This window comes from Streptomyces sp. BE303 (assembly GCF_036290945.1).
Lineage (GTDB): Bacteria > Actinomycetota > Actinomycetes > Streptomycetales > Streptomycetaceae > Kitasatospora.
This window is the reverse complement of record NZ_JAQYWZ010000947.1, coordinates 29613-45632: the sequence shown is the minus strand read 5'-3', so window position 1 is coordinate 45632 and position 16020 is coordinate 29613. Positions and strand designations below refer to the sequence as shown.

Sequence of the window (16020 nt, the reverse complement as noted above, 5' to 3'; positions counted from 1 at the left end):
GCCGGACGGGTAGTAACGTCCGGGTCATGGATCAGCTGACCGGGGTGACGATCGAGGCCATCGACCTTGCGGCGTGGGCTCCGCAGGCGCTCGATGTCCAGGCTGTGGCGTTCGGGCTGACGCCCGAGGAGGTCATGGTCCGGCTGCACATCGTCGGCCGGCACGCGCAGCAGCCCGGGGTCGTCGCGCTGGGCGCGCTGAGCGGCGGCCGGCTGGTCGGCTTCGGGTACGGCATGCCCAACCGGCGCGAGCACTGGTGGAGTTCGGTGATCGAGCCCTACCTGGTCGCCCGGGGCCACGGCGACTGGCTGGACGGGGTGTTCGCCATCACCGAGCTGCACGTGCTGCCGGAGTTCCAGGGCCGCGGCGTCGGCTCCGCGCTGATCCGCACCCTCTGCGAGCGGTCCGGGCTGGACCGCAGCATCCTCTCCGCGATCGACGCCGAGACGCCCGCCCGCCGGCTCTACCGCGCGCTCGGCTACCGGGACCTCGCCCGCGCGGTGCACTTCCCGAACACCGACCGGCTCTACGCGGTGATGGGCGCCCGGCTGCCGTTGCAGGCACCGACCGGATCGGCTCAGAGCGCGCCCGCGAACTCCAGGTAGAGCTCGGCGTCCGGCCGGCGGTCGGCCGCCAGGGCGCCCAGCCCCAGTTCGACGGCGCGCACGAGGGTCCAGCCGCGCAGCCGCTCCCGGTCGACCTCCAGCGCGTCGGCGAGCTGGTGCAGCCGGCGCCGGACGGCGGCCGGCACGCCCGGCGAGCCGATCAGGGTGTCCGCCCGGTCCAGCGTCAGCCGGGCCAGGTCGTAGGCGCGTTCGCCGGCCAGTGGCCGCGGGTCGATCGTCAGCCAGGGGGCCCGGTCGGCGGCGAGCACGTTGCCGTGGTGGAAGTCGCCGTGCAGCAGGAACTCCTCGGTGGCCGAGGCGGTCAGCCCTTCGGCGGTCTCCAGCGCCTCGGTGACGAGGGGGTCGGCCTCCCCGGCGCCGGGCAGCCCGCGGTGCCGGTGCAGGGCCTCGGCGGTGCCCGCCGTCCGGTCGGCGAGCAGCGGGAAGGGGTGGCCCTCGGGGAGCGGCACCCAGAGCCGGTGCAGCAGGCTGGTCGCCTCCAGCATCGCCTTCGGTTCGGCCAGCGAGCGGAGCGGGATCTCGCCGTGCAGCCGCTCCAGCAGGAGCACCCCCTCGGCGGGGTCGGCCTCCAGCAGCAGGACGGCGCCGCGGCCGGCCCACACGGCGAGGGCGTCGGGTTCGCGGGCGGTCTCTGGGGTCCGGAGACCGATCTTGAGGACGGCGGGGGAGAGGTCGTCGCGGTGGACGTAGGCGACCAGGCTCAGGCTGCCGCCCGGGTCGAGGATCCGCTCCAGCGTGAGGTCCCGGCGGGCGAGTTGCGCCGCCACCCGGTCGGGCAGCTCCGCCACCCAGCGCCGTCCCTCCTCGACCCGGCCGGCGACGACGCTCCGCGCCAGCCACGCGGGGACGCTGATCTGCCCTGGTGCTGCCGACATGCTGGCCTTCCGGTAGCCGTTCCCCCGTGGTGTTACCCGTCCATTGTCGACCATGGGGCCGAAACCGCAGGTCAGTGCTGCGGGCGGGGGTGGGCCGGAGCCGTCCGGGCGGCGGTGAAGGCGCAGGTCGGCGGGGGTGGGGCGACGCACGGCGGCGTGCGGCGGGGACAGGGGGGACAGGCGGGGGACGGGCCCGGACGACGGGGACGGGTCAGGCGGTGGCCGAGGCCGCCGCGGTCGGGGAGGCGCTCCCGGGGGCCGTCGGGGACGCGGTGCCGTCGGGCTCGGGGATGCCGGGGAACGCCGTGGGCGCGGCGCCCCAGCGACGGGCGCGGAGGGCGCACTCGCGCAGCGCGTCGGTGGCGGTGGCCCGCCGGGGGGTGGCGACGGCCGCGACCAGGTCGGCGTAGACGCCGGCGAGCCGGGTCTCGACGTGGGCGGCCAGCCGGGCGGCGCCCGCCGCGTCGGTGACGGCGAACGGCAGCTGGTAGCCGGCCGCCGCGGCACTCGGGGTGGCACCGGCCGCGCCGAGCAGCCGCTGCCAGGCGTCCCGTCGGGCCTGGTGCGCGGCGAGCGCGGTACGGGCGTCGGCGCGCTGCTGGTCGTCGGGCAGGCGGGCGCCGACGACGCCGTAGCCGTAGATCGCGGCGTGCTCGGCGCCGAGCGCGGTCTGGAACGCGGCGACCGCCTCGGTGGCGACGGGCGTGCCGGAAGCCGTCGCGGCGGGTTCGGGGCTGCCGGACCCGGTCGCGGCGGACCCGGTGGGCGGGTCGGTCGGCGCCGGGGCCGGGACGGTCGGCGGAGGGGTGTCCCCGAGGGCGACGGCGTGCAGCACCCCGGCCGTGGAGACCGAGGCGAGCAGCCGGGCCAGCTGCGGGGAGGCGGCGCCGAGGTCGGCCAGTCTGGCCTGGGCGGTCTGCCGCTCCAGCGAGGCGAGCGCGGCGGCGCTGGTCACGGCGGTGCCGGTGGTGCCCGTGGTGCCGGTCGCACCGGGGGAGGCGGATGAGGCGGAGGCGGACGCCGTGGGAGCGGCGGACCCGGAACCGGACGGGCCGGCCACGCCGGACGGGCCGGACGGACTGGACGAGGCCTCCGGCAGTCCGGCGGCCAGCGCGGCCCGGTGCTGGACGACCTCGGCGCGCAACGGCTGGAGCTGCGCCGCCTGCCCGGCGCCGGGCGCGGCGAGCAGCGCGTCGTACCCGGCGAGCAGCGCGTCGGTGGCGGCGACGGCGCGCAGCCGGACGGGCTCGTCCGGGTCGGGGCGGCGGTGCTCGCCGGCGGTGCCGCCGGTACCGGCGTCCGGCCCGTCCGTACAGGCGGTGAGGGCTCCGCCGGCGGCGAGGAGCAGCCCGAGGGCCAGGAAGGTCCGTCGGCTGGGCGGCTGCATCGGCGTCACTCCGGGGCGTGTACGGGAGGACGGCCTGCCCGCCTGCCCTCGTTGGCGTGAATGATTACAGAATCCTCACGTCCCCGGGCGGGGATTGCGTTGCCGGTCGGGGCGCGGGGCCGGTGTGACCTTGCTCGCACCGGGTGCGGGCCGGGCGGGCGCACGGGTCCGGAATCGGTGGTTGGGCGCTTCACCGGTTACGCTTTGGGCCGAGCTGCCGAGACCCGGCGTGCGCCGGACCGGCGCCCGGGAAGGCGGCGCGCCCTTCCGACAACAGCACACGCGGCCGAGGAGTCCACCCGGATGAGCACCACCCACACCGACCGGCTGCGTGCGTTGCTGGAGCCGCTGGCCGCGCAGGCGGGCCTGGACCTGGAGGACGTGAAGGTCACCCGGGCGGGCAACCGCCGGCAGGTCCAGATCGACGTGGACGCCGACGGCGGCGTGGACCTGGACGCCATCGCGGAGTTCAGCCGCGTGGTCGGCGAGGCCCTGGACGAGTCGGACGTGATGGGCGCCGGCGCGTACGTGCTGGAGGTCGGTTCGCCGGGTGCCGAGCGTCCGCTGGGCGCACCGCGGCACTGGATCCGCGCCGAGGGCCGACTGGCCAAGATCAACCTGGTCGACGGCGGGGAGATCGTCGCCCGGGTGCTGTCGGCCGACGAGGACGGCGCACGGGTCGAGGTGCAGCCCGTGAAGGGCCGCGGCCGGCCCAAGGAGCGCCGTCTGGAGTACACCGAGGTCGACCGGGCGCGCGTCCAGGTGGAGTTCAACCGCAAGGACCAGCAGCTTCTCGACGAGACCCCGGACTTCGCGGACGACGCGGACGACGCCCTGGCGGGCGACTCCTCGGAGGAGGGGGACGACGGTGCGCAGTGACGACCTTCGCACCGACCGCACCATGATGAACGTGACGAAAGACGAGGAGGCGTAGCCGTGGACATCGACATGAGTGCCCTGCGCGCGCTGAGCAGCGAGAAGAACATCCCCTTCGACCTGGTGGTCGAGTCGATCGAGTCGGCCCTCCTCACCGCGTACCACCGCACCGAGGGCTCGCGCCGCCGGGCCCGGGTCGACCTGGACCGCAGGTCCGGCCACGTGACCGTGTGGGCCACCGAGGACCCGGCGGAGCTGGACGAGGGCGTCGAGCCCAAGGAGTTCGACGACACCCCGAACGGCTTCGGCCGGATCGCGTCCAGCATCGGCATGCAGGTGATGCTGCAGCGGCTGCGCGACGCCGCCGACGACCAGACGTTCGGTGAGTACGCCGGCAAGGAGGGCGACATCGTCACCGGTGTCGTCCAGCAGGGCAACGACCCGAAGAACGTGCTGGTCGACATCGGCAAGCTGGAGGCCATCCTGCCGCCGCAGGAGCAGGTCCCGGGCGAGGACTACCGGCACGGCACCCGGCTCAAGTGCTACGTCGTGGCGGTCCGCCGGGGCGTCCGCGGTGCGTCGGTGACGCTGTCCCGGACCCACCCGAGCCTGGTCAAGAAGCTGTTCGCGCTGGAGGTCCCGGAGATCGCGGACGGCAGCGTGGAGATCGCGGCGATCGCCCGCGAGGCCGGCCACCGCACCAAGATCGCGGTCTGGTCGCGCCGCCAGGGCCTGAACGCCAAGGGCGCCTGCATCGGCCCGATGGGCTCCCGGGTGCGCGCGGTGATGGGCGAGCTGCACGGCGAGAAGATCGACATCGTCGACTGGTCGGAGGACCCGCGCGAGATGGTCGCCGCCGCGCTGTCCCCCGCGCGGGTGACGAGCGTGGAGATCGTGGACCTCCAGCAGCGCTCCGCACGGGTGATCGTGCCGGACTACCAGCTGTCGCTGGCGATCGGCAAGGAAGGGCAGAACGCCCGCCTCGCCGCCCGTCTCACCGGCTGGCGGATCGACATCCGTCCGGACACCGAGGGCCAGCCCGAGGGCCGTTCCGAGGCCGGCGACCGGGCCGGTGACTGACCGCGGTTCTGCCGGCCGGTCGGTACCGCACGAGCCCCCCGCGGATCCTCCCCGGATCGGCGGGGCGGCGCCATGTCCCTCCGGAGGGGTAGACTTGCCTTCGTCTGGCCGGACGCACGTCCGAGCACGCCCGGAACGCACCTGCGTGGGCTGCCGAAAGCGCGCGGCCAAGCACCTGCTGTTGCGTGTCACGGCGGTCGAGGGCGTCTGCGTCCCCGATCCCCGTGGCGCACTGCCGGGCCGGGGCGCTCACCTGCACCCCGAACCGGCCTGCCTCGACCTCGCGGTCCGCAGACGGGCGTTCCCCCGGGCCTTCCGGCTCCAGGGCACGCTCGACACCGAGCGGATCCGCGAGTACCTCGGGGAACGGGCGGGCGACACCCCGGAGCCCTGAGCTTCCCAGGCCAGGTCCGGTGGGGCACCCCCTCGTCACGGCCGCCGCTCGCGCGGCGGAGAACCACCGCAACAAGCACGGCGGGCGGGCAGCCGCACGCCGTGCCACCAGTCAGGTACCTCGCGATGTGGAAGTAGGTCGAGATTGCGATGAGCACTCGATGAGTACGCGATGAGTACGCGATGGGTACGCCCATGAAGTAGCGACGGTCCGGCGGACGAGACACCCCGGACTCATAGATCAGGAGTGAAGTGGCTAAGGTCCGGGTTTACGAACTCGCCAAGGAGCTCGGTTTGGAGAGCAAGGCCGTGATGGCCAAGCTCACCGAGTTGGGTGAGTTCGTCCGTTCGGCGTCCTCGACCATCGAGGCGCCGGTCGTACGCAAGTTGACTGACGCGCTGGGAGTGGCCCCCACCGGTGGGGGCTCCGCTGCCAAGCCGGGCCCGCGGAAGCCCGCGGCGCCCCAGCCCACCGGTGGCGCCGCCGCCGGTGCGGCCGCACCCAGGCCGGGTGGGCCCACCCCGGGACCGCGCCCTGCCGCGACCCCGGGTCCCCGTCCGGCCCCGGCCGCCGCGGCTCCCGCCGCCCCGGCCGCCCCCGCAACCCCCGCCGCCGCGCCCAAGCCGGCCGGCGCCCCCGCTCCGGGCCCGCGCCCGGCGCGTCCGGCCGCTCCCGCGGCCCCGGCCGCCCCGGCGGCCGAGTTCTCCTCGCCCGCCCCGGTGTCCGGCGAGACCCAGGCCCCGCGCCCGGCCTCGCAGGCCCCGCAGGCCCCGCGTTCGGCGGGTGCCCCGGCCGGTGGCGGCAGCGCCCCCGCCGGTGGCAGCGCCCGTCCGGGCCCGCGTCCGGCCGGCCCGCGTCCGGGCAACAACCCGTTCACCTCGGGCAGTGCGACCGGCATGGCCCGCCCCGGTGACCGTCGTCCGGCCGCGCCCGGTGCGCGTCCGGCCGGTCCGGGTGGCCAGGGCGGCGACCGTCCGCGTCCCGGTGGCGACCGTCCGGCCCGTCCGGGTGCCGGTGCTCCCGGTGGTGGCGCTCCCCGTCCGGGTGGCGACCGTCCGCAGCGTCCCGGTGGCGCTCCCGGTGCCGGTGGTGCCCCGCGCCCCGGCGGTGACCGTCCGCAGCGTCCCGGTGGCGCTCCCGGTGCCCCGGGTGCCGGTGCCCCCCGTCCGGGTGGCGCCCCGCGTCCCGACGGCATGCCGCGTCCGGCCGGCCCGCGTCCGACCCCGTCGGGCATGCCGCGTCCGAACCCGGGCATGATGCCGCAGCGTCCGGCCGGTCCGGGCCCGCGTCCCGGCCCCGGTGGCCGTGGTCCGGGTGGCCCCGGTGGCCGTCCGGGTGGTCCGGGTGGTGCCGGTGGCGCCCGTCCCGGTTTCGCCGGTCGTCCGGCAGGTCCGGGCTCGCGTCCGGCCGGTGGCGGCTTCGGCGGCCCCCGTCCCGGTGGCGGTGCCCCGGGTGGCGGCGGCGGTTTCGGCCCGCGTCCGGGTGGCTTCGGCGGCCGTCCCGGTGGCCCGGGTGCCCGTGGTGGCACGCAGGGTGCCTTCGGCCGTGGCCCCGGTGGCCGTCCGGCCCGTGGTCGCAAGTCGAAGCGGGCGAAGCGCCAGGAGTACGAGGCCATGCAGGCCCCGTCCGTCGGCGGTGTGATGCTGCCTCGCGGCAACGGTCAGACCGTTCGCCTGTCGAGCGGCGCCTCGCTGATGGACTTCGCGGAGAAGATCAACGCCAACCCGGCCGCGCTCGTCTCCGTCATGTTCAACCTCGGTGAGATGGTCACCGCGACCCAGTCGGTCTCCGACGCCACGCTGCAGCTGCTGGCGGACGAGATGGGCTTCGTCCTGGAGATCGTCAGCCGGGACGACGAGGACCGCGAGCTGCTGGAGTCGTTCGACATCGACTTCGGTGCCGACGAGGGCGACGAGGACCAGCTGGCCGCGCGCCCGCCGGTCGTCACCGTCATGGGTCACGTCGACCACGGTAAGACCCGACTGCTGGACGCGATCCGCAAGTCGAACGTGGTGGCCGGCGAGGCCGGTGGCATCACCCAGCACATCGGTGCCTACCAGGTGGCGACGACGGTGAACGGCGAAGAGCGCCCGATCACCTTCCTCGACACCCCGGGTCACGAGGCGTTCTCCGCCATGCGTGCCCGTGGTGCCAAGTCCACCGACATCGCGATCCTGGTGGTCGCGGCCAACGACGGTGTCATGCCGCAGACGGTCGAGGCGCTCAACCACGCCAAGGCCGCGGGTGTGCCGATCGTGGTCGCCGTCAACAAGATCGACGTCGACGGCGCCGACCCGACCAAGGTCCGCGGTCAGCTGACCGAGTTCGGTCTGGTGGCCGAGGAGTACGGCGGCGACACCATGTTCGTCGACATCTCCGCGCGCCAGGGTCTCAACATCGACCAGCTGCTGGAGGCCGTGGTCCTCACCGCGGACGCCTCGCTCGACCTGCGGGCCAACCCCGACCAGGACGCGCAGGGCATCGCCATCGAGGCCCACCTCGACAAGGGCCGCGGCGCCATGGCGACCGTGCTCGTGCAGCGCGGTACCCTCCGCGTCGGCGACTCGATCGTGGTCGGCGACGCCTACGGCCGCGTCCGCGCGATGCTGGACGAGAACGGCAACAGCGTCGCCGAGGCCGGCCCGTCCCGCCCGGTGCTGCTGCTCGGTCTGACCTCGGTGCCCCGCGCCGGCGACAGCTTCATCGTCGTCGACGAGGACCGCACCGCCCGCCAGATCGCCGAGAAGCGCTCGGCCCGTGACCGCAACGCCGCCTTCGCGCAGCGTCGGGTCCGGGTGTCCCTGGAGGACCTGGACAAGGCCATCGCCGCCGGCTCCATCGAGCAGCTCAACCTCATCATCAAGGGTGACGTCTCCGGTTCGGTCGAGGCCCTTGAGGACGCCCTCGTCAAGCTGGACGTCGGCGAGGAGGTCGAGCTCCGGGTCCTGCACCGCGGTGTGGGTGCCATCACCGAGTCCGACGTGGACCTGGCGATGGGCTCGGACGCCATCATCATCGGCTTCAACGTGCGCGCGGAGGGTCGTGCGCGCGCCGCGGCCGACAAGGAAGGCGTGGACGTCCGGTACTACTCGGTCATCTACCAGGCGATCGAGGAGATCGAGAACGCCCTCAAGGGCATGCTCAAGCCGGAGTACGAGGAGGTTCGCCTCGGCTCCGCGGAGATCCGCGAGGTGTTCCGCTCCTCCAAGTTCGGCAACATCGCCGGTGTCCTGGTCCGCGAGGGCCTGCTGCGCCGCAACGCCAAGGCCCGCCTCATCCGCGACGGCAAGGTCGTGGCGGAGAGCCTCACCATCGAGGGTCTGCGCCGCTTCAAGGACGACGCGACCGAGGTCCGCGAGGGCTTCGAGGCCGGTGTCACGCTCGGTTCGTTCAACGACATCAAGGTCGAGGACGTCATCGAGACCTACGAGATGCGCGAGAAGCCGCGCGCGTAAGCGAGTGGTGTCCGGGGCCGGTCGGCGGGTGGAATTCCCGTCGACCGGCCCCGGTCTCGCTGTGTAGGGTCCTCGTAGACCAGCCCGCTCCCGGGCTGTCACCGAGGCCTTCAGGTCGGCTGGACCTGTCACACATGTTCGTGGGAACACTCACCTTCGACCTGCTGCTGGGCGACGTCCACTCGCTCAAGGAGAAACGGTCGATCGTACGGCCCATCGTGGCCGAACTGCAGCGCAAGTACAGCGTGTGCGCTGCCGAGACCGGGAACCAGGATCTGCACCGCAGGGCCGAGATCGGCCTCGCGGTGGTGTCCGGCGAAGCCGGGTACGTCACCGAGATCCTGGACAGCTGTGAGCGGTTGGTCGCCGGCCGCCCCGAGGTTCAGCTGCTCTCCGCCAGGAGGCGCTACCACAACGACGACGACGAATGAGATCTGCGGAGCAGACCGGCGCGAGTCGCCGTTCTCACACAGATCAGGACCGAGAGCGCCCACAAGGCTGGGCGCGGGCCGGTACTTTGGGGCTGGGGCCCCGACGGGCGCGCAACATGCCCGACCACCCGGCCCACTGCACGAGGAGGCAACGTGACCGACACCGCAAGGGCGCGCAAGCTCGCCGACCGCATCCAGGTGGTCGTCGCCCAGACCCTGGAACGGCGGATCAAGGACCCCCGGCTGGGGTTCGTGACCATCACCGACGCACGGGTGACCGGCGACCTGCGCGAGGCCACCGTCTTCTACACCGTCTACGGTGACGACACCGAGCGCGAGGCCACGGCCGCCGCGCTGGAGAGCGCCAAGGGCGTGCTCCGCTCCGAGGTCGGCAAGCAGACCGGGGTGCGCTTCACCCCGACGCTGACCTTCATCGCGGACGCACTGCCGGAGAACGCCCGGAACATCGACGACCTGCTCGACCGGGCCAGGGCCATCGACGCGGCGGTGCGCACCACCGCCGCGGGCGCGGTCTACGCCGGTGACGCGGACCCGTACAAGGTTCCGGCGTCCGAGCGTGACGACGAGGACGAGTAGTCATGGCGGGTGAGCCGGCGGAGGCCGGTTCGACAACCGGCACGACCACGGCCGGTACGGCCACGGGGGCATCCTCCACCGACACGGTGGAGGGTGCCCTCGCGGTGCTTCCGGGACCGCGTGCCGAGGAGAGCGGTTTCGAGCTGGTGTGGCAGCAGGTGGTCGCGGAGATCGGGCGGGCCCGCTCCGTCGACCTGATCTGCCACATCTGCCCGGACGGCGACGCGCTCGGTTCCGCCCTGGCGGCCGGGCTGGCGCTGCGCGGCCTCGGCAAGGAGGTGCGGGTCTCCTTCGGTGACGACCCGCAGGTCGTGCCCGAGTCGCTGGCCTTCCTGCCCGGCCGGGAGCTGATCGTGCCGGCCTCCGAGGTGCCCGAGGCTCCGGACCTGGTGCTCTGCTTCGACGTCGCCGCGGAGAGCCGGCTGGGGCTGCTGCACGGGAAGGCCTTCGCGGCGCCCGTGCTGGTGGTCTTCGACCACCACGCCTCCAACCCCGGGTTCGGAACCCACCAGTTGATCGACCCGGGTGCCCCGGCCACCGCCGTCCTGGTGGACGAGCTGCTGCGCCGGCTCGGCGTCGAACTCGACCAGGACCTGGCCACCTGCCTCTACACCGGGGTCGCCACCGACACCGGCTCGTTCAAGTACCGGGCCACCACGCCCGCCACCCACGAACTCGCCGCGCGGCTGCTGGCCACCGGCATCCGGCAGGACCTCATCTCGCGGCAGCTGTGGGACACCTCCTCCTTCGGCTACCTCAAGGTGCTGGCCGGTGCGCTCGACCGGGCCGTCTACGAGCCGGCCGCGGCCGGCGGGCTCGGCCTGGTGTGGACCTGGGTGCCCTACCAGGACCTGGTGCTGTTCAGTGTCACCGTCGAGGAGATCGAGGGCCTGATCGACATCCTGCGCCGCCCGGCCGAGGCCGAGGTGGCGCTGGTGCTCAAGCAGGACCCGGACGGCACGCTGCGCGGCTCCTCGCGCTCCAAGGGCGCGGTGGACGTCGCGGCGGCCTGCACCGCGCTCGGCGGCGGCGGGCACACCTTCGCGGCCGGTTTCTCCGTCCGGGAGGATGTCACCGCGGTGGTGGAGCGGTTCCGGGGCGCGCTGCGGCCCGTGTGACCGGCCGCCGTGGGGACGGCGCGCGGGGCGCCGGGGGGCGGTCCGGCACGGCCGGCCCGTTCGGCCGGCCCGGACGCGGCCCGTCCCGTGTAGTTGACCATCCTTAGAGAAAGAACTTGATGAAGCGCAAAGGCACCGGTCCGGACGGCCTGGTCATCGTCGACAAGCCGGAGGGCATCACCTCGCACGGGGTGGTCGCCAAGCTGCGGTGGTTGGCCGGGACGCGGAAGGTCGGCCACGCCGGCACCCTCGACCCGATGGCCACCGGCGTGCTGGTGATCGGGGTCGAACGGGCCACCCGGCTGCTCGGCCACCTGATGCTCACCGCCAAGACCTACGAGGCCACCGTCCGGCTCGGTCAGACCACCGTCACCGACGACCGGGAGGGCGACGTCACCGCCTCCGCCCCGGCCGACGCGGTGCGCCGGGAGGACATCGACTCCGGGATCGCCGCCCTCACCGGCGAGATCATGCAGGTGCCGTCCAAGGTCAGTGCGATCAAGATCGACGGCAAGCGGTCGTACGCGCGCGTGCGCGAGGGCGAGGACTTCGAGCTGGCCGCCCGACCGACCACGATCCACTCCTTCACCGTCCACGAGCAGCGCGCCGCCGTCGCCGAGGACGGCACGCCGGTGATCGACCTGGACGTCACCGTGGAGTGCTCCTCCGGCACCTACATCCGGGCGCTGGCCCGCGACCTCGGAGCGGCGCTCGGCGTCGGAGGCCACCTGACCGCGCTGCGGCGCACCCGGGTCGGCCCGTACGGGGTGGAGTCGGCGCGGACCCTGGAGGAGCTGGAGGAGGCGGTCACCGGGGGCTCCGACGGCTCCGGCGCGCCGCTGGAGGTGCTGCCGATCGGGGAGGCCGCCGCGGCGGCCTTCCCGCGCTGGGACCTCGACGCCGACCAGGCGAAGCAGCTGTCGCACGGCGCCCGGCTGAAGGCACCGGGCCTGGACGTGGACGGGCCGATCGCGGTGTTCGGGCCGGACGGCGGGTTCCTCGCGCTGGTGGAGGAGAAGGGCGGCCAGGCCAGGCCGGTCGCCGTCTTCGTGGGCTGAGGACGGCCCGGGGCCGGGCCCCGGACGCGCCGGGTCCTCGGGCTCGGGGCTTCCGGGGTTCCGTGCTTTCCGGCCACGGTCTCTCGGCGGCAGGTCGTGCGAGGCGGAGGGGGCGGGCGGAGGGGGCGGGCGGGGGCGCGCAGGGGTTCGTACCGCCCGGAGTTCACCCGCACGAGGGAGCGCGCGAGGTGAACGGCAGTCGTGAACGGCGTGGGTGTGGTCGGCCCGCACCCGGGCCGGGCAGGCTCCCGGGCGGCGGACAGGTCGCCGCGACGAGTCCACTCCGGGGCCGGCCGGCCCTGCCGGGAGGGGCTGCTCGATGCCGGGACTGCTGGGCTTCCTGGGCTTGCCGGCGGACGACGGGGCGGCGGGCGACACCGGCCACCGGCTGCTGCGGATCCGCGACCGGGACGGGCGCCCGCGCGGACTCGGCTTCGTGGTCGACCTGCGGGGCACCGTCCTCACCGCCCACGAGACCGTCGAGGGACTCGACCGGATCGTTCTGCACACCCCCGGCGGCCAGACCCGGGTCCTCGGCCCGGACCACGTCCGGCCGCTGCCCGGGTACGGCCTCGCCCTGCTGCGCACCGACGCGGTCGGCGGTGTCCCCGTGCCGCCGCTGCCGGTCACGGCGCCCCCCGCGGCGCAGGCCGGGGACGTCCTGCTGGTGCCCGTACCGGTCTGGGCGGACGGCCGCCCCGACGGGCGGACGGTGCTGCTGCGCTGCGGCGTCGCCGAGACCACCGGGGCCCTCTACGCGCGGGCGGGCGGCTGTCACCTGATCGCCGGCGCGCTGCTGCTCGACGTGCCGCCGCCCGGCGACGCGGCGGTGGTGCCGGCCGGCGCGCCCGTCCTGGACGCCCGCACCGGCGCGGTGGTCGCGGTGGTCGCCCCCGCGCTGCGGGCCCCCGGCCGGCCCGGGGCACCCGTCGCCGTACCGGTGGCGGGGCCGGGATCCGGCCCGGGTGCGGCGGGTGCGGGAGCGGACACCGGGTACGGCGGGTCGGAGTTGGCCGAGGTACTGGCCCGCAACGCGGCCGGGGTGCCCGCCTACGGCGGCGCGCTCAACCTGGCCGGGGTGCTGCGGCTGGCCGCGGCCCAGCTGGCCGCCGCCGGCGCCGGGCCGGGCCGGGTGGCCGGGCTGGCGGCCGACCGGGTGGACCGGCCGGACGGGCTGGGGGAGTGGCCCGGTGACGGCGAGGACGGCGGCGCCGCCGGTGACGGTCCGGACGGGTGGGCCGGTCCACCCGGGGGCCCGGCGGGGGTGGGGATCGTCGCGCTGGTCGGGGCGCCCGGGTCGGGGCGGAGCACCGAGCTGGCGGCCCTCGCCGTGCGGCGCGGCGGCGGGGAACGGCCCCGGCCCACGCTGTGGCTGCGCGGCGCCGATCTGGGCGCCGGGGACGCCTCGCTCGCGGAGGCCGTGGAGCGGGCGTTCGCCGGGGCGGCCGAACCGGGCACACCGCCGCCGGGACCGGGCACGGCGGCCGGGCTCTGCGCGGCGGCCGGGCGGCCGTTGCTGGTGGTGCTGGACGGGCCGGAGGAGGCGCCGGTGCCGCTCGACGCCGACTGGCTGCGGGTGACCGCGCGGTGGCTGGCTGCCTGCGGCGCGCGGTTGCTCACGGCCTGCGGGGACGAGGCCTGGGAGCGGCTGGCGCCGGGCGGCGGAACGGGGGACTTCCTGGTCCCGGTGGGCGGAGCGGCGGCCCGGTACGGCGGGTCGCCGCCGTCCTCCCCCGCCGTCCGGGTGGCCGTCCGCCGGCTGGGGCCGCTCCCGGCCGAGGCGGCGGACCGGGTCCGGCGGCGGTACGGGCTGCCGCCGGGGTGGCCGGAGGAGGCGGACGCCCGTCACCCGCTCGCGGTCCGGTTGGCCGGGGAGCTGTGGGCCGAGGGCCTGCGGGGGGAGCCCGCCCGGCGGGGCGAGCTCTTCGGCGCCCGTCTCGACCTGTGCTGCCTGCGGGTGGCGCAGCGGCTCGCCGAGGACGGGCGGCCCCGCCGGTCGGGAGCCCACCGCAGGGGTGCCGTCCGCCGGGCGGGGCACGGGCGGGTGCGGCGGCTGGCGGCGGCGGTGGCCGGCCGGGTGCACGAGGCGGCCCGGCGGATGCTGGGCGCCGAGCAGGGCGGGCTGGGCCGGGCGGTGTTCGAGGAGCTGTTCCCGGTGGCCGGCGGCTGGGCGGCGGCGGTGCTGGCGGAGGGGCTGTTCGTGCCGGCCGGACCGGGCTACCGGTTCGCGCACGGCGAGTTCGCCGACTGGCTGCAGGGGCGGCACCTGGACCTGGACGAGGCACTGCGGCTGCTGCTCGGCGAGACCGAGGACACCCGCCCGGCCGGCGAGGTCCGGACGGTGTCCCGCTCCCGGGTCGGTCCCGTGGCCGCCGCGCTCCGGCGGATCGCCGACACCTGGGGCGCGCCGGCGCTGGACCCGTGGCTGCACCGGATCTGGCGGGCGCTGGACCTGCGCCCGCCCGGCAGCGAACCCGGCTGGTGGGCCGGGCGGTTGCTGATCGCCGGTCTGGCCGCCAGCCCCGATCTCGCCGAGCACCGCGCCCTGCTCGACCAGCTGGCCGACCGGATCGTCGAACGCGCCGCGGCCGAGGGCGGGTTCGAGCGTCTTCCGGAGGCCGGGCTCGGCCGGTTCGGCCCGGACTTCTGGACCGGCCTGCGCCTGCCCGTCGAGCGTGAACTCGCGCTGTACCGAAGGCTGGTGGCCGCCGACGGCCCCGGCCGGGGCTTCCTCGCGGCGACGGCCGACCGGCTGCGTGCCGACCCGGCGGGCACCCTCCCGCTGCTCTGCGCCTGGTTCGACGACCCGCGGGGCCTGCCCGTCCGCCCCGGCAGCACCGTCGCGGACCTCGTCCACGATCTGCTGTACTCCCACCGTGCCCTGGCCCTGGACGAGTTGACCGAGGCGCTGGCCGGCGCCGCGCATCCGAGGGCGGACGCGCTCCTCGCCGTCCTGGCCGTCGAGGAGCCCTCGGCGCTCTGCCGGGCGGTGGACCGCTGGAGCCACGACCGGCGCCCCGAGCGCCATGTCGCCGCCGCCGTGCACGCGCTGCGCACCGCCCCGCACGCGAGCGGCGCCGGGCCGGAGCTGCTGCGGTTCACCGCGCTGACCCTGCTGGCCCGGGAGGACGAGCCGGCCCTGCACGGCGCCGCGCTCGCCCTGCTGGTCCGGGACGGGCGGACCCGGACGGCCCACCTCCCGGCGGCGCTGGCCGCGTACCGGCGAGGGGAGGACCGCTTCCTCACCGCGGCGGCGCTGGCGCCGGCCCTGGAGAGCGACCCGGAGCCGGTCCTCGCCGCCCTCGCCGCCCGGTTGGGCGGGCCGGAGGGGGCAGCGGGTCGGACGGGTCCGGCAGGCCGGGCGGATGAGGCGGGTCGGGCGGCCCCGGTCGCCGGGACGCTCCGGGTGCTGGCGGACGCCCGGGCACCCCTGGCCGTCCGGCGGGGCGCCGAGCTGGTGGCCCGGTTGCTGCGCGAGCGTCCGGCCCTGGCCGGGCCGGTGGCGGTCGACTACCTCGGCCGCAGGCTGGCGGGCGGGGCCGTCGAGGGCGCGGCCGCCCGGCTGGAGCTCCGGGTGCTCCTGAGCAGTGGTCTGGCGGCCCGGGCGGTGGCCGTCCGGCGGCCGTTCGCCGAGGTGCTGTCCCGCCCGGTGGCCGACCCGGTGGCGGACGCCCTGCGCTGTGAGCTGCTGGACACCCTGCTGGCCACCGAGGGCGATCCGGAGGTGCTGGCCGCCGCCGTGGCCGCGCTCGCCGAGCACTGCGCGGCCGAGCGGCCGGTCAGGGCCCGGGCCGTCCTGGTGCGGGCGGCGGCCGGGCTGCCGGACGCGGACGGGCTGCTGGTCCGCTGCGCCGGCGGGTCGGCGGCGCTCGCGCTGCTGCTGGCACGGTGGCCGGCGGACGGCAGGCCCGCCCGCCCCGCCGGTCCCCGCCTGGACCGGCTGCGCGACCTGGTGGCGGCGGGCCGGGACCCGCGGGACGCGGCTGCCGAGGCCGGGCGGGGGGCCGGCCCGGGGTCCGGGACGGGGTCGCTTCGTACACCCGGCACCGGGGCCCGGCACCCGGCGGTGCGTCCAACCCGCCTTCCGGTGCCGAACTCGGGACAGGCGCATGGCACGCTATAG

12 protein-coding genes are annotated in these 16020 nt (G+C 76.0%); 10 read left to right on the top strand and 2 right to left on the bottom strand.

All coding sequences use genetic code 11. The features are described from left to right. Positions 1-26 precede the first annotated feature (26 nt). Complete coding sequence (locus tag PUR56_RS39805) at positions 27-605, top strand: GNAT family N-acetyltransferase (protein WP_329877506.1); 579 nt, start codon at positions 27-29, stop codon at positions 603-605. Here the strand turns inward: PUR56_RS39805 and PUR56_RS39800 are convergent. Together PUR56_RS39800 and PUR56_RS43715 are read right to left on the bottom strand one after the other, a co-directional pair. Continuing rightward, entirely contained in the window at positions 578-1501 is a 924-nt protein-coding gene (locus PUR56_RS39800; protein ID WP_329952551.1) for an aminoglycoside phosphotransferase family protein, read from the bottom strand. The two genes, PUR56_RS39805 and PUR56_RS39800, sit on opposite strands and share 28 nt — an antisense overlap. A gap of 211 nt (positions 1502-1712) precedes the next feature. Then, complete coding sequence (locus PUR56_RS43715) at positions 1713-2336, bottom strand: ferritin-like domain-containing protein (protein ID WP_443034625.1); 624 nt, start codon at positions 2334-2336, stop codon at positions 1713-1715. Between the two features lie 855 nt (positions 2337-3191). On the opposite strand from PUR56_RS43715, the gene rimP reads away from it, so the two are divergent. From rimP to PUR56_RS39750, 9 genes are all read left to right on the top strand, one after another. Beyond that, entirely contained in the window at positions 3192-3767 is a 576-nt protein-coding gene (gene rimP / locus PUR56_RS39790) for a ribosome maturation factor RimP (protein WP_329952550.1), read from the top strand. Positions 3768-3824: 57 nt separating this feature from the next. Beyond that, positions 3825-4844, top strand: a complete 1020-nt coding sequence (gene nusA, locus PUR56_RS39785; RefSeq protein ID WP_329877512.1) for a transcription termination factor NusA — start codon at positions 3825-3827, stop codon at positions 4842-4844. A 145-nt stretch (positions 4845-4989) separates the two neighbouring features. Next, positions 4990-5238 carry a YlxR family protein gene (locus tag PUR56_RS39780; RefSeq protein WP_329877514.1) on the top strand — a complete coding sequence of 83 codons (249 nt, stop codon included), beginning with the start codon at positions 4990-4992 and terminating at the stop codon, positions 5236-5238. Between the two features lie 251 nt (positions 5239-5489). Then, positions 5490-8693 carry a translation initiation factor IF-2 gene (infB, locus tag PUR56_RS39775; protein WP_329877516.1) on the top strand — a complete coding sequence of 1068 codons (3204 nt, stop codon included), beginning with the start codon at positions 5490-5492 and terminating at the stop codon, positions 8691-8693. Positions 8694-8827: 134 nt separating this feature from the next. Further along, complete coding sequence (locus PUR56_RS39770) at positions 8828-9124, top strand: DUF503 domain-containing protein (RefSeq protein ID WP_030397729.1); 297 nt, start codon at positions 8828-8830, stop codon at positions 9122-9124. Positions 9125-9277: 153 nt separating this feature from the next. Beyond that, the gene (gene rbfA / locus PUR56_RS39765) at positions 9278-9721 is read left to right on the top strand and encodes a 30S ribosome-binding factor RbfA (RefSeq protein WP_329877522.1); all 444 of its coding nucleotides are present in this window, start codon (positions 9278-9280) and stop codon (positions 9719-9721) included. 2 nt (positions 9722-9723) lie between these two features. After that, complete coding sequence (locus PUR56_RS39760; protein ID WP_329952549.1) at positions 9724-10839, top strand: DHH family phosphoesterase; 1116 nt, start codon at positions 9724-9726, stop codon at positions 10837-10839. Between the two features lie 119 nt (positions 10840-10958). Next, positions 10959-11897: a tRNA pseudouridine(55) synthase TruB gene (gene truB, locus PUR56_RS39755; protein WP_329952548.1), complete on the top strand. Its 939-nt coding sequence runs from the start codon at positions 10959-10961 to the stop codon at positions 11895-11897. 319 nt (positions 11898-12216) lie between these two features. Continuing rightward, complete coding sequence (locus PUR56_RS39750; RefSeq protein ID WP_329952547.1) at positions 12217-16020, top strand: serine protease; 3804 nt, start codon at positions 12217-12219, stop codon at positions 16018-16020.